At 65.5% G+C, this 21,034-nt stretch carries 25 protein-coding genes; 10 read left to right on the top strand and 15 right to left on the bottom strand.

Going from position 1 to position 21,034, the window contains the following annotated elements; translation table 11 throughout:
* Window positions 1-25: 25 nt before the first annotated feature.
* The 3 genes from AC1DYS_RS11605 to AC1DYS_RS11595 all read right to left on the bottom strand — a co-directional run bounded on the left by AC1DYS_RS11605 (window position 26) and on the right by AC1DYS_RS11595 (window position 2,863).
* On the bottom strand, window positions 26-916 hold the full coding sequence (locus AC1DYS_RS11605; protein WP_477899108.1) for a hypothetical protein: 891 nt from the start codon (window positions 914-916) through the stop codon (window positions 26-28).
* 193 nt (window positions 917-1,109) lie between these two features.
* On the bottom strand, window positions 1,110-1,826 hold the full coding sequence (locus tag AC1DYS_RS11600; protein WP_477899106.1) for a hypothetical protein: 717 nt from the start codon (window positions 1,824-1,826) through the stop codon (window positions 1,110-1,112).
* A gap of 203 nt (window positions 1,827-2,029) precedes the next feature.
* The gene (locus AC1DYS_RS11595) at window positions 2,030-2,863 is read right to left on the bottom strand and encodes an IclR family transcriptional regulator (protein WP_477899104.1); all 834 of its coding nucleotides are present in this window, start codon (window positions 2,861-2,863) and stop codon (window positions 2,030-2,032) included.
* 114 nt (window positions 2,864-2,977) lie between these two features.
* On the opposite strand from AC1DYS_RS11595, the gene AC1DYS_RS11590 reads away from it, so the two are divergent.
* The 6 genes from AC1DYS_RS11590 to fahA are packed head-to-tail and all read left to right on the top strand — an operon-like array spanning window position 2,978 to window position 9,496.
* Window positions 2,978-3,937, top strand: a complete 960-nt coding sequence (locus AC1DYS_RS11590; RefSeq protein ID WP_477899102.1) for an MBL fold metallo-hydrolase — start codon at window positions 2,978-2,980, stop codon at window positions 3,935-3,937.
* A gap of 2 nt (window positions 3,938-3,939) precedes the next feature.
* Window positions 3,940-5,703 (top strand): FAD-dependent oxidoreductase, encoded by a 1,764-nt coding sequence (locus AC1DYS_RS11585; protein ID WP_477899100.1) that lies wholly within the window; start codon window positions 3,940-3,942, stop codon window positions 5,701-5,703.
* 10 nt (window positions 5,704-5,713) lie between these two features.
* Window positions 5,714-5,914: a DUF2783 domain-containing protein gene (locus AC1DYS_RS11580; protein WP_477899098.1), complete on the top strand. Its 201-nt coding sequence runs from the start codon at window positions 5,714-5,716 to the stop codon at window positions 5,912-5,914.
* Between the two features lie 16 nt (window positions 5,915-5,930).
* Entirely contained in the window at window positions 5,931-6,917 is a 987-nt protein-coding gene (locus AC1DYS_RS11575) for a Bug family tripartite tricarboxylate transporter substrate binding protein (RefSeq protein WP_477899096.1), read from the top strand.
* Between the two features lie 12 nt (window positions 6,918-6,929).
* Window positions 6,930-8,222, top strand: a complete 1,293-nt coding sequence (gene hmgA, locus AC1DYS_RS11570) for a homogentisate 1,2-dioxygenase (RefSeq protein WP_477899094.1) — start codon at window positions 6,930-6,932, stop codon at window positions 8,220-8,222.
* Complete coding sequence (fahA, locus tag AC1DYS_RS11565; protein WP_477899092.1) at window positions 8,219-9,496, top strand: fumarylacetoacetase; 1,278 nt, start codon at window positions 8,219-8,221, stop codon at window positions 9,494-9,496. Before hmgA ends, fahA begins: the two co-directional genes overlap by 4 nt.
* A gap of 18 nt (window positions 9,497-9,514) precedes the next feature.
* Here the strand turns inward: fahA and AC1DYS_RS11560 are convergent, their stop codons facing one another.
* The 12 genes from AC1DYS_RS11560 to AC1DYS_RS11505 form a co-directional block, all read right to left on the bottom strand.
* Complete coding sequence (locus AC1DYS_RS11560; RefSeq protein ID WP_477899090.1) at window positions 9,515-9,859, bottom strand: VOC family protein; 345 nt, start codon at window positions 9,857-9,859, stop codon at window positions 9,515-9,517.
* Between the two features lie 91 nt (window positions 9,860-9,950).
* Window positions 9,951-10,367 carry an SRPBCC family protein gene (locus AC1DYS_RS11555; protein ID WP_477899088.1) on the bottom strand — a complete coding sequence of 139 codons (417 nt, stop codon included), beginning with the start codon at window positions 10,365-10,367 and terminating at the stop codon, window positions 9,951-9,953.
* A gap of 50 nt (window positions 10,368-10,417) precedes the next feature.
* Window positions 10,418-11,113 carry an orotidine-5'-phosphate decarboxylase gene (pyrF, locus tag AC1DYS_RS11550; RefSeq protein ID WP_477899086.1) on the bottom strand — a complete coding sequence of 232 codons (696 nt, stop codon included), beginning with the start codon at window positions 11,111-11,113 and terminating at the stop codon, window positions 10,418-10,420.
* Between the two features lie 30 nt (window positions 11,114-11,143).
* Window positions 11,144-11,677, bottom strand: a complete 534-nt coding sequence (locus tag AC1DYS_RS11545) for an ATP-binding protein (RefSeq protein WP_477899084.1) — start codon at window positions 11,675-11,677, stop codon at window positions 11,144-11,146.
* 104 nt (window positions 11,678-11,781) lie between these two features.
* Window positions 11,782-12,171, bottom strand: coding sequence for a hypothetical protein (locus AC1DYS_RS11540; RefSeq protein ID WP_477899082.1), 390 nt, complete (start codon window positions 12,169-12,171; stop codon window positions 11,782-11,784).
* A gap of 156 nt (window positions 12,172-12,327) precedes the next feature.
* Window positions 12,328-12,669: a YciI family protein gene (locus tag AC1DYS_RS11535; RefSeq protein ID WP_477899080.1), complete on the bottom strand. Its 342-nt coding sequence runs from the start codon at window positions 12,667-12,669 to the stop codon at window positions 12,328-12,330.
* Window positions 12,670-12,671: 2 nt separating this feature from the next.
* The gene (mnhG, locus tag AC1DYS_RS11530) at window positions 12,672-13,028 is read right to left on the bottom strand and encodes a monovalent cation/H(+) antiporter subunit G (RefSeq protein WP_047485935.1); all 357 of its coding nucleotides are present in this window, start codon (window positions 13,026-13,028) and stop codon (window positions 12,672-12,674) included.
* Window positions 13,025-13,300 carry a K+/H+ antiporter subunit F gene (locus tag AC1DYS_RS11525; protein WP_477899078.1) on the bottom strand — a complete coding sequence of 92 codons (276 nt, stop codon included), beginning with the start codon at window positions 13,298-13,300 and terminating at the stop codon, window positions 13,025-13,027. Before AC1DYS_RS11525 ends, mnhG begins: the two co-directional genes overlap by 4 nt.
* A complete protein-coding gene (locus AC1DYS_RS11520) occupies window positions 13,297-13,773 on the bottom strand; it encodes a Na+/H+ antiporter subunit E (protein ID WP_477899076.1) in 477 nt (158 codons plus the stop codon). The genes AC1DYS_RS11525 and AC1DYS_RS11520 overlap by 4 nt, the downstream gene beginning before the upstream one ends.
* Window positions 13,774-13,778: 5 nt before the next feature.
* Complete coding sequence (locus AC1DYS_RS11515; RefSeq protein ID WP_477899074.1) at window positions 13,779-15,425, bottom strand: monovalent cation/H+ antiporter subunit D; 1,647 nt, start codon at window positions 15,423-15,425, stop codon at window positions 13,779-13,781.
* Window positions 15,422-15,766: a Na+/H+ antiporter subunit C gene (locus AC1DYS_RS11510; RefSeq protein ID WP_477899072.1), complete on the bottom strand. Its 345-nt coding sequence runs from the start codon at window positions 15,764-15,766 to the stop codon at window positions 15,422-15,424. Before AC1DYS_RS11510 ends, AC1DYS_RS11515 begins: the two co-directional genes overlap by 4 nt.
* Window positions 15,766-18,657 (bottom strand): monovalent cation/H+ antiporter subunit A, encoded by a 2,892-nt coding sequence (locus tag AC1DYS_RS11505; RefSeq protein ID WP_477899070.1) that lies wholly within the window; start codon window positions 18,655-18,657, stop codon window positions 15,766-15,768. The genes AC1DYS_RS11510 and AC1DYS_RS11505 overlap by 1 nt, the downstream gene beginning before the upstream one ends.
* Window positions 18,658-18,832: 175 nt before the next feature.
* On the opposite strand from AC1DYS_RS11505, the gene AC1DYS_RS11500 reads away from it, so the two are divergent.
* The 4 genes from AC1DYS_RS11500 to AC1DYS_RS11485 all read left to right on the top strand — a co-directional run bounded on the left by AC1DYS_RS11500 (window position 18,833) and on the right by AC1DYS_RS11485 (window position 20,948).
* Window positions 18,833-18,955 (top strand): hypothetical protein, encoded by a 123-nt coding sequence (locus tag AC1DYS_RS11500; protein WP_477899068.1) that lies wholly within the window; start codon window positions 18,833-18,835, stop codon window positions 18,953-18,955.
* Between the two features lie 111 nt (window positions 18,956-19,066).
* Window positions 19,067-19,468 (top strand): GreA/GreB family elongation factor, encoded by a 402-nt coding sequence (locus tag AC1DYS_RS11495; RefSeq protein ID WP_477899066.1) that lies wholly within the window; start codon window positions 19,067-19,069, stop codon window positions 19,466-19,468.
* 53 nt (window positions 19,469-19,521) lie between these two features.
* Window positions 19,522-20,466: a universal stress protein gene (locus AC1DYS_RS11490; protein ID WP_477899624.1), complete on the top strand. Its 945-nt coding sequence runs from the start codon at window positions 19,522-19,524 to the stop codon at window positions 20,464-20,466.
* A 14-nt stretch (window positions 20,467-20,480) separates the two neighbouring features.
* Entirely contained in the window at window positions 20,481-20,948 is a 468-nt protein-coding gene (locus tag AC1DYS_RS11485; protein ID WP_477899064.1) for a hypothetical protein, read from the top strand.
* The last annotated feature ends 86 nt before the right edge of the window (window positions 20,949-21,034 follow it).

Below are 21,034 nucleotides of genomic sequence, written 5' to 3'. Positions count from 1 at the left end.
GGCGCTGCACCTTGCACAGAGCCCCTCACGCGACCGCCTGCACGGGTTCGTCGCGCTGCACGGCGCGCGTGGGCGTGCCAGCCACCGGGTACTCCGGCCAGCCGTTCTGCGGCGATTGCGACTGCACGATCCACGGCAACACCACCGGGTTGGTGGGCACCAGGTACTGCCAGCCGTCGGCCAGCAGCGCCATCAGCTCTGTGGGGTCGAGTTCCATCGGCCGCAGGTCGGGGCCGATGGCTTCGAACACGCGGTGCACCTGGCAGCACGCGTGGTCGCGCAGCAGCCTGTCCGATTCGGCGAGCACACGCTCCCCGAGCTCGGGGTCGCGGAACGCGCCGACCGGCCGCGTGTGCAGCACCGGCGTGTCGTCGATGACGCCCATGCGCTGGTAGTCGAGCAGCTTGGGCCACACCGAGTCCAGGCCCCAGCCCCAGCCGGTGGTGCTCAGCGACAGGGTGGGCAGCAGGCGCTCGAGCGCCGCACGGCTGAAGCACGGCACCATGATCTCGACGAAGCCCGCGCGCCGCGCGGTGCAATTGCGATTGCGCATGGTGCTGTAGTGCGCGTAGTAGGAGTCCTCGTGCAGCGCCGGCGCGCACAGCTCCCATTGCAGCGCAGACGCTGTCGAGAAGAAGCGGTTGATGTTCGCGGCCGTCGTCAGCACATCGTCGTCGGGCAGCCAGATGTAGTCGTAATCACGCCAGCCGTTCCACGCATGGAGCAACTCGCGCAGGCCCGCCCATTTGGGCCCAGGGATCACCTCGCTGGATGTGCAGTTGGCGCGCGCATCGATCGCCAGGGGTTCGAATGGGCAGAGGTGCAGATCCCAGTTGCGTCGGGGTGCACCTTCCAGCCAGTGTGGGTGAAGAGAGTTGCGCCCCACGCGCGGGATCACGAGATGTCGTCTGTGCATGGCAGGCAATCGCGTTGGCGTGTCACCTTTCAGGCAATCGATGTTCCGATTGGCCGGCGGCGCGAGTGGACATACGTATCGTCCTTGTCAGCTACGCGTACTCGCCGCATACCGCCGAACCTATCGGCAACTGACCTGCACTTCCGCATTTCGATCCATTTGCGGCAATCTGCGCATGAGCGCCGCTGCGGCCTCAGCCCGAGGAATCGGAGGTAGACACCTGCCCCACGGGCTTCGCCTCGGGCACGTGTTTCGGTGGCGGCGTTTGCTGTGCGTACGTGCCGCCGAGCCTCAGGTGCAGCCACAGCTTGTGCCGCTCCAGGCCGGCCACGAGCGCTGCGTTCACCGTGTCGGGGAGCGGCCAGCGGTAGACATGGCCGCCCTGCAGCGTGTGCATCGGCTCGCGAATGGGATAGCGTTTGTGGACCCAGGCGAGTTCCTGCGCAGGGTCGATGCCCATGCTCTTCAAGCGCTGGTAGAACGGGCCGCCCGTTATGTCCATGGGCTTGGTGTGGTGCATGGCCACCGAATCGACCACCGCGAGCCGGCCATGGGGCGAGAGGATGGACGCCCAAGCCCAGTCGATGCCCCAGGTGCACATCGTGAGCGAGAGCGTTGGCATGACGCGCTCCACGGTCACGCGGTCGAAACACGGTGCCATGACTTCAACAAAATTAACCCGGCGCACCTCGCACAGCGGGTTGCAGATGTTGATCGCGTGATTGGCGTGGCTGCCGAGCCGGATCGCCGGCTGGGCCAGGTTCAGGCGATGCGTTTCGCAGTAGCGAAAGAAGCGCGAGATGTCCCCGGGCGTGAACTCCAGGTCGTCGTCGAGCATCAGCACGTACCGGTGCGAGAAGCGCGCGAGCAATCGCGGAAAGATCTCCTGGAAGCCGATGAACTTGTTCAAGCCTCCGGTCTCATGCCACTCCGCCTCGGCCCCTGGGCGCTCAGGCACCTGGTCACCCCAGGCATTGACGCAGCAGTCCCAATTGCGGTCGGGATCATCAGCCAGCCACTGGGGATGCAGCGAAGTCTTTCCGGCTCTGACGAATACCAAGTAGTCACGCATGGCTTGACGAGGCAAGCCGTGTGCCCACAAACGAAACTGCTTCAGCCGCGTTTCGAAGCCGCCTGCCCCCCGGCTGCGCTGCCTCGCCAGCCCAGGCCTACCGATATCTGGGCCGCGGCAGCGCGCACCGCGTCTGCCACCGACGAGTTCCAGTCGCTCGGGAAGTGATCCTGGTGACCCAGCGTGGTGATAACGATTGCAGCCTGGCCTTCGTGGTCGAACGCCGGTGCGCTGAAGGCATTGACGCCTGGGATCGGGCGGCCCTCTGCGCGAACCAGACCGTGTGCGCGAAGGTCTTGCCTGGCCTGGCGCAGCACCTTGAGTTCGGCCGCTGAGTACGCGATGGCAGGGCCGGGTTCGTCGCCCACTGCGCCGGTCGATACGCCGACCACGCGGTCTTCAGGCAAGGCGCCGGCGAATGCGCGCCCGGTGGCCGTGCCGAGCACCGACATCACCGTGCCGGAGCGCATGGCCACCAGCAGCGGCTGACGCGCCTCGATCATGCGAACGACCGTCGGCCCGAGGTTGCCCCACAGCGCCAGCGCCACCGCGAACCCGGTGGACGAGGCCAGCTCTTCGGCCACCGGCACCGCCACGCGCACCGGGTCGAGCTGACTCAAGCTGGCCAGCCCCACCTGCAACGCAGACGGGCCGAGGGCATAGCGGCCGCTGAGCTTGTCCTGCTCGATCAGGCCGAGCTTGCCGAAGCTCACCAGGTAGGGATGAGCGCGCGCAGGCGTGAGGCCGGCCTGGGCGGCGAGGTCCTTCAGGTTCATCGGGCCGTGGTACGCCGCCAGGGCCAGCAGCAATCGGCCGCCGACTTCGACCGACTGCACGGCGCGTTGTCCGGGGTCTTTCTCAACCTCGTCTTGCATAAGGAATGGGCCTCCGTGAATGGATCGATTTTGCCCTACACAAACTTGTTTGCCAAACGCAAACTCAAAACCTATACTGCAAACTCATTTGTCAATTACGAATACGAGGTACCCATGACCGCTCCGAAGAAGTTTGCATCCCAGGCCGACCTGGAAGAGAAGAAGGTCAGCTTCACCCAGCTTTCAGAGCACGCCTGGGCGTACACCGCCGAGGGTGACCCGAACACCGGCATCGTGATCGGCGACGACGCCGTACTCGTGGCCGACACCCAGGCCACCCCTGCCATGGCCGCCGACGTGATCCGCCGCATCCGCGAGGTGACCGACAAGCCGATCAAGTACGTGGTGCTGACGCATTACCACGCAGTGCGCGTACTGGGTGCCTCGGCCTACCAGCCGCAGCAGATCCTCGCCAGCCAAGACACCTACGACCTGATCGTCGAGCGCGGGGAGGCCGACAAGGCCAGCGAGATCGGCCGCTTCCCGCGCCTGTTTCGCAACGTCGAGACGGTGCCTGCGGGCATGACGTGGCCGACCATCGCCTTCACCGGCAAGATGACCCTGTGGCTCGGCAAGCTCGAGGTGCAGTTGCTGCAACTCGGCCGCGGCCACACCAAGGGCGACACGGTGGTGTGGCTGCCGCAGGAGCGCACGCTGCTGTCCGGCGACCTGGTCGAGTTCGACGCCACACCCTACGCCGGCGACGCCTACTTCAGCGACTGGCCGCAGACGCTGGCCAACATCGCTGCCCTCAAGCCGCTCGCGCTCGTGCCGGGCCGCGGCCCCGCGCTGAAGGGCGAGGCCCAGGTGCAGCAAGGCCTGGACGCCACGCGCAACTTCGTCAGCGACCTGTACGCCAACGTCCAGAAGGCAACTGCCGCCGGCAAGGATCTGAAGACCGTCTACAAGGAAACCTACGCCGCCCTGCAGCCGAAGTACGGCTCGTGGGTGATCTTCGACCACTGCATGCCGTTCGACGTGACCCGCGCGTACGACGAGGCCACACAGTTCCGCGACCCGCGCGTCTGGACTGCCGAACGCGACCGCCAGATGTGGGAAACGCTGGAGGGCTGAGCATGGCGCGCGCCTCTCTCGGCTACGGTTCGGACGGCCGGTCGATCCAGTCCCACGAGTTCGACTACCGACGTTCGATCGACCAGGACGCGGCCGCCCCGGTGCGGCACCCGGTGGTTGTCGTCGGCGGCGGCCCGGTCGGCCTGAGCCTTGCGATCGACCTCGCGCAACGCGGCCAGCGCGTGCTCTTGCTGGACAACGACAGCAAGCTGTCCACCGGCTCGCGTGCGATCTGTTTTGCCAAGCGCACGCTCGAAATATGGGACTGCCTGGGCGTCGGCGACGCCATGTGCGCCAAGGGCGTGGGCTGGAACGTGGGCAGGGTCTTCTTCGGCGACGAACAGCTCTACCGCTTCGACCTGTTGCCCGAACCGGGACACGAGCGACCGGCGTTCATCAACCTGCAGCAGTACTACGCCGAGGCCTTTCTCGCGGTGCGCGCCGCCGAGCTGCCGAACATCGAGATCCGCTGGAAGAACGACGTCGTCGCGCTCGAACAAGACGCCGACGGCGTGCGCCTCGGCATCGACACGCCCGACGGCCGCTACACGATTGCCGCCGACCACGTGGTCGCCTGCGACGGGTCCCGTTCGCGGCTGCGCGCGCTGCTGGGCCAGGAGAGCAAGGGCCGCACCTTCCGTGACCGCTTCCTGATCGCCGACATCCGCATGCAGGCCGACAGCCTCGCGACCGATCGCCCCGAGCCCGGCGCAAGCCCTCGTGAAGCAGCCGCCTTCCCCGCCGAGCGCTGGTTCTGGTTCGACCCGCCGTTCCACCCCAACCAGAGCGTGCTGCTGCACCGCCAGCCCGACGGCGTCTGGCGCATCGACTTCCAGCTCGGCTGGGATGCCGACCCCGACGAAGAGAAGAAGCCGGAGAAGATCAAGCCGCGCGTCGACGCGATGCTGCGGCAGGCGCTCGGCCGCGAGGTTCCGTTCGAGCTGGAATGGGCCAGCGTCTACACCTTCTCGTGCCTGCGCATGGACCGCTTCCGCCTCGGCCGGGTGCTGTTCGCCGGCGACTCGGCGCATGGCGTGTCGCCGTTCGGTGCGCGCGGGGCGAACTCGGGTGTGCAAGACGCCGAGAACCTGGCGTGGAAGCTCGATGCGGTGCTGCGCGGCGCGGCCGGCGATTCGCTGCTGGACAGCTACGCCGAGGAACGCGAGTACGCCGCGGACGAGAACATCCTCAACTCCACGCGGGCAACCGACTTCATCACGCCCAAGAGCGAGATCAGCCGGCTCTTCCGCGACGCGGTGCTGCAGCTGTCCAAGCAACACCCCTTCGCGCGCACGCTGGTCAACAGCGGCCGCCTGTCGGTGCCCGCCACGCTGCACGGCTCGTCGCTCAACACGCCGGACGTAGACCGCTTCGAGGGCCGCATGCTGCCCGGTGCGGCGGCCGCCGATGCGCCGGTGCAGCTGCCGAACGCACAACGCGGCTGGCTGATGCGCCAGTTGGGTGCCGGCTTCACGCTCCTGCTCGCTGCCGGCGAAGGCAGCGCTGCGCTGGCGGCTCGGCTGTCCGACATGCGCCTGCCCGTGCCGCTGCGCGTGTTGACGATTGCCCTGCCCGGCACCAACGCAACCACCGCTGACATCACAGCCGCGCTGGTCGACGTGGACGGGCTCGTCGCCCACCGCTACGACCTGCAACCCGGCAACGCCGTGTTGCTGCGCCCCGACCACCATGTCTGCGCACGCTGGCGCCACCCCGATGCGGATGCCGTCCGGCGTGCCGTGAACCGTGCGCTCGCAATCCACTGAAGGAGCCGCAATGCCCCTCATCACCACGCCGAACCTGAGCGCACCCGACGATTTCTACGAAGCGCTGATCGAGGCCCACAAGGACTTGGCCAGCGAAGAAAGCCACGCGCTGAACGCGCGGCTGATCCTGCTGCTGGCCAATCACATCGGCGCGATCGACATCCTGCGCGAAGCGCTGGATGCCGCGCGCCACAACCCCACCGACCGCTGACCTTGGAAGGACTCCAATGAACCCGTCTCGCACTGCACGCCGCCGCCTGCTCGCTCTGGCAATGGCGGCCGCGCCCTTCGCGCTGCTTCCCTCCGTCACGCTCGCTCAGAGCGACAAGCCCATCGAATGGGTTGTCGGTTATGCCGCCGGTGGTGGCTCCGACGCCGTGGCCCGCACGGTGGCCGAGGCGATGAGCAAGTCGCTCGGCCGCAACATCATCGTCAACAACAAGCCCGGCGCTGCAACCAACATCGCGGCCGACTACGTGGCCAAGTCGAAAGACTTCGGCAACATCATGCTGACGGCCGATTTCGCGACGCTTGCCGCGAACCCCACACTCTTCAGCAAGCTGCCCTACGACCCGGTGAAAGACTTCACCCCGATCGGCCTGCTGGCACGCTTTCCGTTGATCCTGGTGGTGAGCCCTCAAGTCCCGGCAAAGGACTTCAAGGAGTTCGTGGCCTGGGTGAAGAGCCAGCCCGACGGCGTCAGCTACGCCTCGGCCGGTGCCGGCAGCCCGCACCACCTGGCCACCGAGCTGTTGCGCGAGCGCACCGGCTTGAAGCTGCAGCACGTGCCCTACCGTGGCGCGGCGTTGGCAGTGCAAGACCTGATGGGTGGGCAAATCCCGTTCGGTCTGATGGACAGCGCCAGCGTGCAGCAGCACATCGCGTCGGGCAAGCTGCGTGCGATCGGCGTCGCAAGCCCCGCACGGATCAAGACGCTTGGCGACATTCCGACGCTCGCCGAGCAAGGCCTCACCGGCTACGAAGCCTTCGCCTGGCAAGGTCTCGTGGTGCCCGCCGGCACAAGCCCGGATGTCGTGGCCAAGCTGAGCAAGGCACTGCAGGAGGCTCTCGACTCGACCACGGTGAAAGCCCGCTTCCAGACCCTGTCGCTCGAAGCGCTGCCCGGCACGCCGCAGCAGATGGCGGCCTACGCTGCGGCCGAGCGCGAGCGCTGGGGCAAACTGATCAAGGCCAACAACATCCGACTCGACTGAAGAGAATCCGCCATGAATGACAACGCACGACGCCACCAAGCCGGCTTCGGCAACGAGTTTGCGAGCGAGGCGGTGCCCGGCGCGCTGCCGGTGGGCCGCAACAGCCCGCAGAAGGTGCCGCACGGCCTGTATGCCGAACTGTTTTCGGGCACGGCATTCACCGCACCGCGCCACGCCAACCTGCGCAGCTGGCTGTATCGCCGCCAACCGTCGGTGGTGGTCGGCGGCTTCGAGCCGCTTCAGCAACCCTTCCTGAAAACCGGCGCCCGCGATGGTGTCGTGGCACCGCCGAACCCGATGCGCTGGCACCCGGTCGAGATCCCGGACACACCGACCGATTTCGTCGAGGGCCTGCGCACCGTGGTCGTCAACGGCGACGCCGACGCCCAGACCGGCATGGCCGCCCATCTGTACCTTGCGAACCGCTCGATGACCGATCGCGCATTCGTCAACGTTGATGGCGAGCTGCTGCTAGTGCCGCAGCAGGGCAAGCTCACTCTCACGACCGAGTTCGGCGTGCTGGACGTCGCACCCGGCGAGGTGGCCTTGCTGCCGCGCGGCATGGCATTCAAGGTGGCGGTCGACGGGCCGTCGCGTGGCTATGTCTGCGAGAACTACGGCGCGCCGTTCCGGCTGCCCGAGCTCGGCCCGATCGGCAGCAACGGGCTCGCGAACCCACGAGACTTTTTAGCACCGGTGGCCGCCTTCGAAGACACGGCCGGCAGCTACGAGATCGTGCGCAAGTACGGTGGCGCGCTGTGGCAAGGGCACTCACCGACGACGCCCTTCAACGTCGTCGCGTGGCACGGCAACCTGGCGCCGGTGAAGTACGACACGGCGCACTTCATGACCATCGGCTCGATCAGCTTCGACCACCCCGACCCGTCGATCTTCACGGTGCTCACCAGCCCGAGCGATACCCCCGGCACGGCAAACGTCGACTTCGTGATCTTCCCGCCGCGCTGGCTGGTGGCCGAGGACACCTTCCGGCCGCCCTGGTACCACCGCAACGTGATGAGCGAGTTCATGGGCCTGGTGCACGGGCAGTACGACGCGAAACCCGAAGGCTTCAAGCCCGGCGGCATGAGCCTGCATAACAGCATGGTGCCGCACGGGCCCGACACCGAGGCCTTCGACAAGGCAACGAACGCCGAGCTGGCACCGCACAAGCTCGACGACACGCTCGCCTTCATGTTCGAGAGCCGCTGGCGCTTTCACCCGACCGAGTTCGCACTACGCCACAGCGCGTTCGACGAAAACTATGCCAACTGCTGGGCCGGACTGAAAGACTGCTTCACGACATGATGATCGACGCCACCCATGACCCGGCGCTGCAAAGCTGGGTCGAGTCGGCCAACGCGGCGGACACCGACTTCCCGGTCCAGAACCTGCCCTTCGGCCGCTTTCGGTCCGCAGGCCATGACCACTGGCGCATCGGCGTGGCCATCGGCGACCAGGTGCTCGACCTGCGCGCTGCCGGGCTGACAGACCACGCCGACATGAACCGGTTGATGGCGATGGCACCGGCCGAACGGCGTGCCTTGCGCCGCTCCTTGTCTGAGGGGCTGCAGCGCGGCAGCACGCAAGAGAAGGCGTGGCGAGCGGCCCTGTTCGCCGCCGACACCGTCGAGCTGGGGCTGCCCTGCCGCATCGGCGACTACACCGACTTCTACGTCGGCATCCACCACGCCACCACGGTCGGCACGCTGTTCCGTCCAGACAACCCGCTGCTGCCCAACTACAAGTGGGTGCCGATCGGCTACCACGGCCGCGCCTCCACCATCTTGCCGAGCGGCCAGCCGTTCAGACGCCCGCAGGGCCAGCTCAAGGCCGCCGACGCAGCCCCGCGCCTCGCGCCCACGCAACGCCTGGACTTCGAACTCGAGCTGGGCCTGTTCATCGGCCAGGGCAACCGCCTGGGCGAGCCGATTCCCATGGCGAACGCCGAGGAACACCTGTTCGGCATCGCGCTCTTCAACGACTGGAGCGCACGCGACATGCAGGCCTGGGAGTACCAGCCGCTCGGCCCCTTCCTGTCGAAGAGTTTCGCGTCGACGGTTTCGCCGTGGATCGTGACGATGGAGGCGCTCGCCCCCTTCAGGCGGCCCCTGGTCCGCCCTGAAGGCGATCCGCAGCCCCTGCCCTACCTCGACAGCGAGGCCAACCGCGATGCGGGCGCGATCGACATCGAACTCGAGGTGCGCTTGCAAAGCCGTGAGATGCGTGAGTCGGGCATCGCAGCGCAGTGCATCAGCCGCTCCAACTTCGCTGATGCCGCCTACTGGACCGCAGCGCAGCTGGTCGCGCACCACACCGTCAACGGTTGCGCGCTTGCCAGCGGCGACCTGTTCGGTTCGGGAACGCTGTCGGGCCCACGTCCTGAACAGGCCGGCTCACTGATCGAGTTGTCGCAAGGCGGCAAGCAAGCCATCAGCTTGCCCCATGGCGAGGTGCGAACCTTCCTCGAAGATGGCGACAGCGTTACCTTCGTGGGCAGCTGCACTCGGCCCGGGTTCCGCCGCATCGGCTTCGGCCGCTGTGAAGCGACCGTTGAACCTAGTCGCGCGAGCGGGTCGTAGACACGGGCCTCCAGGCGTTCACGATCCGCTGTCGTACGGCCCGCGCAGGCCGATGCAATTGCCCCACGGGTCCCGCACCTGGCACATGCCGATGCCCGGCTCGATCTGCATAGGGCCGCGATAAACAGTGGCTCCATGAGATGCAAAGTGTCGAATGGCCTCATCCAGATTCGCCATTCCCCAGTAGACGACTGAGCCGGCAGCGCCTGAACTGACCTTCTCGTCAGCGGGCACGACCTCGAGTTGGACTGCACCGACCTGCAAAAACTCGAAGTTGGTCCCCCGTGCAACAAGGCGACGCGCGTCCGGAAATACTCGCTGATACCACGCCAGCCCTTCTTCCACATTGGAGACGTGGACCATCACTGCGACCGGGCTGTGGGGCATAACGTTTCGGCTTAAGCGGCGGATCCAAGGCACGTCCACTTGGAGGGAGCGCTTTGGCGCAACCGCCTCACGGTGCGTTGCGCCCGCTTTCAACATGGCGCGCAAAGTTGTCGAGGATGGCCTGCCAGCCGTCACGTTGCTGCTCGACAGAGTGGGTGGATTCGGCGTCAAAGGTTTCTCGAACGGTGACGCCCTCAGGACCGTCATCGAATTCAACCAACAACGTGCGATCGCCGAACGTGGCTTCGATCAACCTAGGGTGCACAACCTTCGTGTACGTGCCGCCGAAATCGAATCCCATGCTGCCGTCTTTGGCCTCCATGCGGGAAGAGAAACTCCCGCCCACTCGCAGGTCAACGGACGACTTTGTCGTGTGCCAGTCGGGTGACGCGACGTTCCATTGCTTGATGTCATCAGGCGTCGTCCAGGCTTGCCAGACAAGCTCAACGGGAGCCTTGACCAGTTTCTCGATGGTGATCTTCATGTTTCCACTCCTGTGTGTATGGCGGCTCGCAGCGCCAGTTCGATGGAAGGTCAAACGCCATTGTGGAACGACTCGACTGCTGCCCGATACGCAGCCGCAGGTTCAGAAGCACCTGCGATGGAGCGGCCGATCACGATGTGCGTGGCACCGGCCTTGGCTGCTGCGGCAGGAGTGGAGATGCGCACTTGGTCCGTGGCTGCAGCCTCAGGAAGCTGAATACCGGGGCAGACAATGAGCGCCCCACGAGGCAAGGATTGACGCAAGTAGGCCGCTTCTTGGGCGGAAGCAACGACGCCGTGGCAGCCAGACTGGCAGGCCAGCGATGCAAGACGGAGAACTTGGTCTTTGATTGACGGTGGAAGACCGATTTCCGGGGGTTCGGCGTCGGAAAGGCTTGTGATGACCGTAAGGCCGAGGACCTTTAGATTGGGGTATGACTTGGCGGTCATGGCAGCCACCCGCAGAACGGCGGAGCCTGCTGATGCGTGGACGGTGACCATCGAAACCCCGAGCTTGCCCGCAGCGTTGACGGCACCGGCGACAGAGTTCGGTATCTCATGAAGCTTCAGATCTAGGAAGACCTGTTTGCCCGCCGAAACCAGCTCTCGAACGACCTGCGGGCCAGCTTCGGTGAGCAGTTGCAGACCGATCTTGTAGTGATTTGCTTCTGATCCGAGCCGCCTCACCAATGCCAACGCGTCATTGGAGGATTCGAAATCAAGCGACACGATCACTGGTGATGACATACGACGATGGCGCAGCGTTCGATGGAGACGCTAGGCGCAGCCTTGCGAATTCGGTTGCAGTTCCTGATTGTTCAGGAACAACTGCAAAGAAGGCGTGGCACAAAGAACGCCAAGCAGCCAAGTGTGAAGCTGAGGCAAGTCGATCGTGGCTGTTTGCAGCTGAGGTTTGATCGTGCCAGCTACTGTGTTGCCTGTCTTCTCCGAGGCCGCGTCGACTCTCTCGCTGCGAAGGAACTGCCCGTCCAGAAATGAAAGGTGAAGAGTCGCCTCAGGTTTGCGAACCGTGACCGTCAACTGGCGGCATAGCGTGTTGAGCAAAGACATTCCAAGCCCTTGCAATTGGATCGGTGCGGCCTGATTCGAGCCGAATGGGTACTCGAGGTGCGTGTAGATGAATTTGAGGTAGGGTGAATCGGAAACCATTCTTTCGACGGCGTGCCCTCTTCCATCGTCACTGACGCTGAATGAAGTGTCTTCTGCCGCAACCCAAATGGTTTTTGCATAACCAGACTGGACTTCGGCCACTGAGTACAACACCAGAGTACGTACAGCGTCGAAGGCCAAGCTTTCTGAGTGCGGAGCTGAGAGCGTCATGCCAAGAGCCAAGAGTCAGCCGGCGACGTTTGCAAGCGACCGCCAGGCATTCGCGCGCGAAGCGAGCCAGTTCGTCATTTCTTCTCGGCTGACGGCTGTTGAGTGGTCTTGTTCGCCTTCACTCTGCAGGTGGCCGCAATGGAATTGTTGACCGTCGAGATTGTGTTCTGCGTGATCGTGTACGGCACTTCCTTGCCATTCGCCTTGAAGAGCTTAGCCGCCGCTTCGCTGGTGCAAAGATTCTTCACTTCAGCCGGAGTTTGTGTTTCCTGACCGATGTATGTGTTGGACACGCTCTCTGAAAGATCTGCGCTCGACGGAACCTCTTCATCGCCCTTCTTGCCCGCGACAGATTTGTAGGTGTCTTTGGCAACCTTGGCTGAGTCAGACACAACGCCTGGCAGATCGATGCTCACGCAAGCCGAAAAAATCGGAAGAGCGAGAAGAATGAGTATGTGTTTCATGTGCGTGGCGACTCGTCGGGTAGCGCAGCCGACTGACTGTCCGCTCGGAGGATGGGTTAGCCGACATTGTGCTTGAGCCTGCCGACGGTGCCGTGCCAAGAACACCAGCGCCCGAACCGGAACGAGCAGCTGTGAGGCGCTTGAACGCATCGAAGTTCAGCTCTCGGGGTCGTAGTGGAACTCGCGGAGTTCCTGTGAGCAGCGGCACGATTTGGCGATCTTCGCGGCCCACTCGATCGCGGCTTCGCGCGACGGAAGTTCAAGGACGCAAAAGCCGCCGTTGAACTCCTTGGTCTGTGGGTAGGTGCCGCTTGTGACCGTGCCGTTCGCGGCGACCAGCAGAGGCGCGACGTCCTCGTTGATTCCGCCGCCGAACACGTAGACGCCGGCGTCTTTCGCCTCTCGTATCACCGCATGCGACGCTTCGACGACGGCAGCCCAGTCTTCTTGGGGGACGTCCATCGCTGCTGCGGGAAATGAGATCAGGTACTTCGTCATCCTTACTCCTCCAATGGCTTATCTGGAACGGGCGCCGCGCTCAGGAGCGGCTTGGGAATCGCACGACCCGCCTGCCTGGATCGGAAGAGCGCGGCCCTCGCAAGCAAGACGGTCGTGATGGGAGCGGTGACCGCCAGGATGACGACCACCAGCCACACGTGCAACGTGAGCTGCTTTTCTCCGGCGCTGAAATACAGCACGGACGCGAGCCCGATCGACCAGCTTCCAAGCGTGTAGCAGATGGCGGGCGCGTGCATGCGCAGAAAGAAATCCCGCAGGCGCAGGAGCCCCAGAGATGAAATGAGCGCGGCTGCCCCACTGACGAGAAGCAGTGCGGCGACGAGCGCGTCGTTGATCATTCGATCACCTCGCCGCGAAGCAGAAACTTGGCCATTGCGGCCGAACTCACGAAACCGAACAGCGCCATCAGCAACGCTCCTTCGAAGTACATGCTGCTGTCATAACGAATCGCCAGCGCCAGCATCATGAGCGTTGCCACCAGAAAGATGAAGTCGAGTGCCAGGATCCGGTCTTGCGCGTGCGGGCCGCGAAACAATCGAACCATCGCGACGCAGATGGCGATGCTGTAGAGCAGGAGCGCCGTGGTCACGGCAAAGCCGATGAGGGTCATTCGAAAATCTCCTTCAGCGGGCGCTCGTAGCGCGCCTTGAATTCTTCGATGTAGGCCGCGCTGTCGCTGATGCCGAAGACGTGCAGCAGCACCGCACTCCGGTCGGGTGCGAGTTCGGACCAGATGGAGCCGGGCACGACGGTGGTGATGACAGCCAGCGCTGCGAGCGCATTGGGATGGCGCAACTCGAGTGGCACGGTGACGAAGAGTCCGCTCGACGCCGGTGATTGCGGGCGCAACGCGCCCCACCCCACTTGCAAGGCCGACGCCAGAACGTCGCCTCCCACGCGCAGCACGAGGCGGATCAGAACCCATGGTTTGCGCAGCGGGCCGCCGCGAGGGCTCAGCGGTGCGGCCAGCCCGGGCACGACGACCGCGACCAGCGCCGCGACGATCAGGTCAGTGGGCGCCAGCGAATCGTTGAGCAGCAGCCAGAACGCGGCCAGGCTCGCGGCAAGCAGCAAGGACGGCACGCGTCTCACCTTGCAGCCCCTGGCGCGTGCGGCCGTGCGCTCATCACGGCGTCGACGTAACCCTGCGGAAGGTGCAGGCCTGCGGCCGCTTCGCTTGTGTACCGCAGGGCGCGCTCACCTGCGACAGAAAGTGCGATGCAGCACCCCAGCAGCAGCACGATCGGCAGACCTTCGATCACCCGAAGGCGCGGCGAAGCGCGGTCTTGCGTGGCCCAGAAGTGGACGATGAACGCACGCGACAAGGCAACGGTGGAAAGCAGCCCGGATGCGAGCAGCAGGCCGAACATCAGCCACGCGCTCGTGGCGTTGCCGCTCATCGGGCCGGGCGCCGCAAGGGCCGACAGCATGGCGAGCTTGCCCACGAACCCGGACAAGGGCGGCAAGCCGGCCACCACCACCGTGCACGCCAGGAATGCGACGCCGAGGAAGGCCAACGCGCCCGGGATGGCCCGCCCGACCAGCGGGATCTGTTCATCGTCGAGATTGGCGTCCAGGCGGGGAGGCGCCTCGCCGAATGCCGGCAGGCGCCCCGCGACATCGTCGATGCCGGGCCCCTCCACCTCGATCTGCCGCTGGCGCTCCACCACCTCGACCAGCAGGAAGAGCGTTGCTGCGGCAAGCGTGGAACTTGCCATGTAGAAGAGCGCGCCCGCCGTGAGCGACGGGTTGTCGAACCCGGCGGCCGCGATCAAGGTGCCCGACGAGGTGATCACGCTGTACCCCGCGAGGCGGGCGAGCTGCTGCGAGCGGAGCATGCCGATGGAGCCGAATGCCATCGTCGCAAGCCCGGCCCCGACGAGAACGGCATGGCCAAAGAGGGCCGAGTCGCCCGCGGTTGTGGGGAACCACAGCGTCCACAGCCGAAGGATCGCGTACACGCCGACCTTGGTGAGTATGGCGAACATCGCCGCCGACGGTGCGCTCGCCGCGGCGTAGGCCGAAGGCAGCCAGAAGTTCAACGGCCAGATCGCGGCCTTGGCGAGAAAGGCCACTGCCAGCAGCGCAGCGGCAGCGTGCAGCAGGCCACGGTCCGAGGCGGGCACGTGCGGCAGCTTCTGCGCGATGTCGGCCATCGTCAACGTGCCGGTGACGCCGTACAGCAGCGCGGCACCCGCGAGGAACAGCAGCGAGGCCACCAGGTTCACCGCGATGTAGTGCAGCCCGGCACGCACACGCAGCGAGCCGCCGCCGTGCAGAAGCAGCCCGTACGAAGCCGCCAGCAGCACCTCGAAGAAGACGAAAAGGTTGAACAGGTCCGCAGTGAGGAATGCGCCGTTCAAGCCCATCAGCTGCAGCTGAAGCAGCGGGTGGAAATGAACGCTCGCACGGTGCCAGCGCGCCAAGGCGAAGAGCAAAGAGCCGACACCGACCGATGCGGCCAGCAGGAGCATCAGGGCTGACAGCCTGTCCAGGGCCAGCACGATGCCGAAGGGCACGGGCCAGTTGCCGGGGAGGTAGACGACCGTGGTGCCATGGGTGCCTCCCGCCACGACAACCACGAGGAAGATGGCCACCGCCAGATTGGCCAGCATCGCGGCCAGGTGCACCCCCGCCTTCACCCGGCGCAGCCCATCCGGCATCACAACGAGCAGTGCAGCCGCCACCATCGGCAGCAGCACGGGGAGCAGTATGGCGTGGCCGGTGGCGTTCACGAATCCTCCTCTTCGCCGTCCACGTGGTCGCTGTCGGTGAGGCCGCGCAACGCCAGCAGCACAACCAGGAACAACGCCGTGGTCGCGAAGCCGATCACGATCGCCGTGAGCGCCAGGGCCTGTGGCATCGGGTCGGTGTAGTTCACCAGGTCGGCCGCCACGCCGGGCCGCACGATCGGCTCCTTGTCGATCGACAGGCTGCCCACGCTGAAGATGAAAAGATTGATGGCGTAAGAGAGCAGCGACAGCCCGACCAGCACCTGGTAAGTCCGCGGCCGCAGCACCAGCCAGACGCCGGCCGCCACGAGCACACCGATGGCGATGGAGATGATGGCTTCCATCAGCGGCGCTCCTGGCGCCGCGCGCGCAGCGACTGGTGAGCCAATGCCGTGAGCATCAGCAAGGTGGACCCCACCACGACGGCGAACACACCAGCATCGAACAACGCGGCCGTGGGCAGGTGCAACTCGCCCAGCCACGGCAGCGTGACATGGGCGGTGTGTGTCGTGAGAAACGGAAAGCCGAACGTGAGCGCACCCAGGCCCGTGCCGACGACCAGCAGCAGCCCGGCCCCGATCCACCACGGCGGATTGAGGTCCATGCGGTCCTCCACCCACCCTGTGCCGCTCACGATGTACTGCGCGATGAACGCGGTGGCCAGCACCAGCCCTGCGACGAAGCCGCCTCCCGGTTGGTTGTGCCCGCGCAGGAACAGGTGCAGCGAGACGACCATCGCAAACGGCAACAGCAGGCGCACCAGCACCGACGGCACGAGCAGGTAGCCCTGCGCCGGGTCGGCTTCATCCGCTGAGAGCTGTGGTTGCCAGAGGTCGGTGCTGCGGTCCACCAGCAGCGCCCGCTGCTGCGGCGGCAGCACGGCGACTTCACGCGGCGGCCGGAACCGCCTGAGCAGCGCATAGATGGTGAGCGCGACGGTGGCGAGAACCGTGATCTCCCCCAGGGTGTCGAAGGCGCGAAAGTCCACCAGCATCACATTGACGACGTTGGTACCGCCACCGCCCGGCAACGCGTTCTCGATGAAGAAGGGCGAGATGCTCTGATAGCCGGTGCGCGTGAGCATCGCGTACGACAGCGTCGCAAGCCCGGTGCCGGCCAGGGCTGCGATCAGCAAGTCGCGGCCGCGCCGCCAGCGCGCGCGCCGTGTTTCGTCCACCTCCTGCCCCGGAACGCGCTTCGGCAGCCAGCGCAGGCCGAGCAGGATGAGGACCATGGTCACCGCCTCGACCGACAGCTGCGTGAGCGCGAGATCGGGCGCTGAGAACCACGCAAACGTGAGGCACACCGCAATGCCCACCACACCGAGCAACGCCAGCGCCATGAGCCGGCGGAACTTGGCATGCCATGCGGCGCCGATGGCCGCCGCGCCGGCGACCAGCCAGAGCAGCGCAAATTCGGTCGTGCCTGCAACGCGGGGGCGGTCACCCCAATCGAGCGGAACGACCAGCGCAGAGCCGAGCGCAGCGCCCCCTGCGACCACCAACATGCAGAGCATCTGCAGCTGCAGGCGCCGGCTGCTGGCACGCATGATCGCCGCGCGGGCGCCGCGGTTCGCCAGCGCGAGGGTTCGATTGAAGAGGCGTCTGCCGTCCAGCGTGTCGAAGAGCGGCGTCGACCGCAACGCGCGTTGCTTGAAGCGCGCAGCGAAGACACCATAGACGCCCATCCCGCCCGCCAGGGCCACCAGGCTCATCACCAGCGGCGCATTGAAGCCATGCCAGATGGCGAGGCTGTACTCCGGCAAATGGCCGCCCACGACCGGCCTCGATGCGGCAGCCAGGATGGGACCGATCGACCAGTCGGGCACGATGCCCACCACCAGACACGTCACCACCAGCAACTCGATCGGAATCCGCATCCAGCGCACCGGCTCATGCGGCATGCGCGGACAGTTCTGCGGGCTGCCACCAAAGAAGACGTCGTGCCCGAAGCGCAATGAATACACCACCGCGAACACGCCCGCGAGCGTGGCCGCCAATGGCAAGCCGTATTCGATCCACGCACTGGATTGCAGGTAGACCGTCTCTGCGAAGAACATTTCCTTCGACAAGAAGCCGTTCAGCAGCGGCACGCCAGCCATCGCCGCGCAGGCCACCATCGCGAGCTTCGCCGTTCCGGGCATGTGGGGATAGAGGCCGTCCAGAACGCGCATGTCACGCGTGCCGGTCTCGTGGTCGATGATGCCCACGGCCATGAAGAGCGATGCCTTGAAGGTCGCGTGATTCATCATGTGGAACACCGCAGCAACCGCGGCGAGCGGGCTGTTCATGCCGAGCAGCAGCGTGATGAGCCCGAGGTGGCTGATCGTCGAGTACGCCAGCAAGGACTTCAGGTCGTTCTGGAACATGGCCGCGAAGGCACCGAGCAGCAAGGTCGCAAGGCCGGTGCCGCTCACGATCCAGAACCACTCGTCCGAACCCGAGAGCGCCGGCCACAGCCTCGCCAGCAGGAACACGCCTGCCTTCACCATGGTCGCGGAATGCAGGTACGCCGACACCGGCGTGGGCGCGGCCATCGCGTGCGGCAACCAGAAATGGAAAGGGAACTGCGCACTCTTGGTGAGTGCCCCCAGCAGCACCAGCACCAGGGCCGGCGTGTAGAGCGGATGGGCGCGCAGCCGGTCGCCGGAGGCAAGCACGTGCTCGAGGTCGAATGTGCCGACGATCTGCCCGATCAGCACCACACCGCCCAGCAGGCATAGCCCTCCGGTGGCGGTGACTACCAGCGCCATGCGGGCGCCACGCCGGGCGTCTTTGCGGTGGTGCCAGTAGCCGATGAGCAGGAACGACAGCACGCTCGTGAGCTCCCAGAACACCACCAGCTGCACGAGGTTGCCCGACAGCACGACGCCAAGCATCGCACCCATGAACGCCGACAACAGCGAGTAGAAGCGTGCCGCCGGGTCGTCGGCAGACAGGTAGTAGCGCGCGTAGAGCACGACGAGCGCACCGATGGCGCTCACGAGCATGCCGAAGAGCCAGGCCAGCCCGTCGACTCTCAACACGATGTCCACGCCGAGACTCGGCAGCCATGACCATCGTGCGGACACCACGCCACCGTCTGCGATCGCTGGGAAGAGCACTGCCAGCACGAGGGTGTTGCTCAACGCCACGGCGCCCGTCAGAAGCGCCTGCGCGTTGCGCGAGCGCGTTGACAGCACGGCCGCCAGGACGCTGGCCACGAAGGGACTGACGATGACCCACCACAGAATCATGGCGGGCAGTGTAGGTCGCGACAGCCGTCGAACTGGCAATGCCTGAGCGTTCGCGCGTGAGCGCTGGCGCAGGTGAACGCAGGCTTGCGCACACAACCGCGCGCTTGACTACCGATGCCCCCGCGCGCCTTGCCAGATTGGCCTTTTCGGCGCGGCTCAACCCTATACTTTGACCATGGTCACCTCCACGTCCCTGCACCTGATCGAGATCGCCGTCGCCGCCTTCGTGCGCGACGCCGAGTCGCGTTCGCGCGTGCTCGTGCAGGTGTTCGAGCAACGAACGCCTGCACATCCCTAGGCCCGGCGGCCACCACCTCCCTCTCAAGCGCTAACCATCGACCGCCGGGCCCAAAGACCTGGCGCATAGCGAGCTTCGCGATCCGCGTGGCTCAACGTCATGGAGTGCTTCATGCAAGTCCTCAACATCTCGGAGCGCAAGCTCACCGAGCTCGATTTCGCTCGTCTCAACAAGCTCGTCGCCGCCGGCGCCACGCCGTATCTCGACGAGATGCTGTGTGACGCAGAAGTGGTGCCGTCCCAGGCCATTCCCGCGGACGTGGTGACCATGTACGCGCAGTTCAGCGTGAGCGACATGAAGTCGCCGCGGCAGCAGACGTTCGTCTTGTGCTACCCGCGAGACGCGGAGCCCGCCATGGGATTCATCTCGGTTCTGTCACCCGCTGGCATGGCGCTGATCGGGCTGCCTGTCGGCGCCCTCGCCACGTGGACCGGACCGAACGGCGAAGAAAGCGCCGTCCGCATCGAAGGGATTCTGTTCCAGCCGGAGGCCAGCGGCGACTACGTCAAGTAGTCGCCCGCCCGAGCTTCTTGTTGACATCCGGTCCCTGCGGACCGGCCACGTTCATGAACGAAGGAACAGACATGCCTATCAAATCCATTCTTGTCGCAACGGACCTCTCGGCACACGAAAACAAGGCCGTGGTGCGAGCTCAGCAATTGGCGCGCGCACACAACGCCAGCCTCAGGCTGGTGTACGTGCCGCCGCACGGCCACGCTGCGGAGCCTGGTGCCCACGCCGAACTCGCCGCGATGGCCAGGCGCATCGAAACCGACCTGCGGTTGGACGTCCAGGCGCTGCCTGCCAGTGCGGGCAGTTTCGAGGAGGTCGCAGCAAACGCCGCCGGCGTCGATCTCGTCGTGGTGCCACAAAGGCGGGAGCGGTCTCTTGCTGCGTTCTTTCGCGGCCAACCGGTGGTGCGGTTGTTGCGAGAGTGCAAGGTTCCGGTCCTGGTGACCCGCAACGCGCCCGACAGGCCTTATGCCCGCATGGTCGTCGCGGTCGACCTCTCCAAACATGCGTTGGTGCTGGGCGCGTTCGCCGGAAACCTCCAACCGAGTGCGGAGCTGCGGCTCTTCCACGCAGTCGCACTGCACGACGAGGCAAAACTGGTGTTCGCAGGGGCCACCGGACAGGCGATCAAGATCTATCGCCAGCGCTGGGTCGCCAACGCGAGGAATCGATTGCGGGAAGTCTCGAACCAGCTCGGCGTGCACGGCAGCCGGCTCATGACCCAAATCGGCCGCGGGGACGCCGCACGCCAGGCGGTCGTGCAGCAAGAGAACTCGGGCGCCGACCTCATCGTGGTGGGCAAGGCGCACAGCTCCGCCTCGAACGATTTCCTGTGGGGGAGCGTGGCTCAACGCATTCTTGGCTGGGCTCGCAGCGACGTTCTCGTCGTGCCGAAGGCCGCCCCACAAGGCCGGTCAAACGCCAACCCGCAGCACTCGCATGCGCGTCGTCGACGCGATGCCGTGCGGCTGCAACCCAACGGAAGGAGAGCAGCATGAAGAGCCATCGCTGGTTGACGCTCGAAGAAGCGGCACTGATCGAGCGGGCCGCAGAGGATTGGCTTCGTGTACGCGAGGTCGAATTCAACCCTGGGGAGTACGCCGCGCGCCTGCTGGTCGACATGGAGCTGCGCAGCGCCGACTGCGCCAGACGAGACATCGCGTCTCTTGGCCGCAGCATCCTCCTCGAGATGCCGGGCGAAATCGCGCCGCTTTCGTACACCCTCGTGCGGCCGGAGGAAGAAGATCTGCAAGGCGCACGCGTATCGATCTTGAGTGAGATCGGGCTGGCTTGCATCGGCCAGGTGGTCTGCAGCGAGATCAGCCTGCCGTTCGGGATTGCAACCTTCATCGGCTTTGCAGACGCCCGTCCGTTCCCGGTGGAATGCCTCGGGCGGGCACGGCGGCGCAGCCTGCTGCTGCCTTATCACGGCATGCTGGTTCCTGCTCTGCAGGACTTGCACGGGATCACCACGCCCTGAAGCGCAAACCGTGGTGTGCGACGGGGGTTCACACTCCCGTCGCTTCAGTGCTCGCCTGGCTGGACCGGGCCCACGTGCTCGGGACG

It is taken from the genome of Rhizobacter sp. P2_G4 (genome assembly GCF_056403575.1).
This window is presented reverse-complemented; position numbering and strand designations above follow the sequence as displayed.

Bases quoted from the DNA above. Each gene is read 5' to 3' on its own strand.
- AC1DYS_RS11605 (WP_477899108.1), bottom strand. From the start codon at position 916: ATGCACAGACGACATCTCGTGATCCCGCGCGTGGGGCGCAACTCTCTT.
- AC1DYS_RS11505 (WP_477899070.1), bottom strand. From the start codon at position 18,657: ATGATTCTGTGGTGGGTCATCGTCAGTCCCTTCGTGGCCAGCGTCCTG.
- AC1DYS_RS11525 (WP_477899078.1), bottom strand. From the start codon at position 13,300: ATGACCCTCATCGGCTTTGCCGTGACCACGGCGCTCCTGCTCTACAGC.
- AC1DYS_RS11575 (WP_477899096.1), top strand. From the start codon at position 5,931: ATGAACCCGTCTCGCACTGCACGCCGCCGCCTGCTCGCTCTGGCAATG.
- AC1DYS_RS11560 (WP_477899090.1), bottom strand. From the start codon at position 9,859: ATGGTCCACGTCTCCAATGTGGAAGAAGGGCTGGCGTGGTATCAGCGA.
- fahA (WP_477899092.1), top strand. From the start codon at position 8,219: ATGATGATCGACGCCACCCATGACCCGGCGCTGCAAAGCTGGGTCGAG.
- mnhG (WP_047485935.1), bottom strand. From the start codon at position 13,028: ATGATCAACGACGCGCTCGTCGCCGCACTGCTTCTCGTCAGTGGGGCA.
- AC1DYS_RS11590 (WP_477899102.1), top strand. From the start codon at position 2,978: ATGACCGCTCCGAAGAAGTTTGCATCCCAGGCCGACCTGGAAGAGAAG.
- AC1DYS_RS11490 (WP_477899624.1), top strand. From the start codon at position 19,522: ATGAACGAAGGAACAGACATGCCTATCAAATCCATTCTTGTCGCAACG.
- AC1DYS_RS11555 (WP_477899088.1), bottom strand. From the start codon at position 10,367: ATGAAGATCACCATCGAGAAACTGGTCAAGGCTCCCGTTGAGCTTGTC.
- AC1DYS_RS11580 (WP_477899098.1), top strand. From the start codon at position 5,714: ATGCCCCTCATCACCACGCCGAACCTGAGCGCACCCGACGATTTCTAC.
- AC1DYS_RS11495 (WP_477899066.1), top strand. From the start codon at position 19,067: ATGCAAGTCCTCAACATCTCGGAGCGCAAGCTCACCGAGCTCGATTTC.
- AC1DYS_RS11585 (WP_477899100.1), top strand. From the start codon at position 3,940: ATGGCGCGCGCCTCTCTCGGCTACGGTTCGGACGGCCGGTCGATCCAG.
- AC1DYS_RS11595 (WP_477899104.1), bottom strand. From the start codon at position 2,863: ATGCAAGACGAGGTTGAGAAAGACCCCGGACAACGCGCCGTGCAGTCG.
- AC1DYS_RS11535 (WP_477899080.1), bottom strand. From the start codon at position 12,669: ATGACGAAGTACCTGATCTCATTTCCCGCAGCAGCGATGGACGTCCCC.
- AC1DYS_RS11510 (WP_477899072.1), bottom strand. From the start codon at position 15,766: ATGGAAGCCATCATCTCCATCGCCATCGGTGTGCTCGTGGCGGCCGGC.
- AC1DYS_RS11500 (WP_477899068.1), top strand. From the start codon at position 18,833: ATGGTCACCTCCACGTCCCTGCACCTGATCGAGATCGCCGTCGCCGCC.
- hmgA (WP_477899094.1), top strand. From the start codon at position 6,930: ATGAATGACAACGCACGACGCCACCAAGCCGGCTTCGGCAACGAGTTT.
- pyrF (WP_477899086.1), bottom strand. From the start codon at position 11,113: ATGTCATCACCAGTGATCGTGTCGCTTGATTTCGAATCCTCCAATGAC.
- AC1DYS_RS11540 (WP_477899082.1), bottom strand. From the start codon at position 12,171: ATGAAACACATACTCATTCTTCTCGCTCTTCCGATTTTTTCGGCTTGC.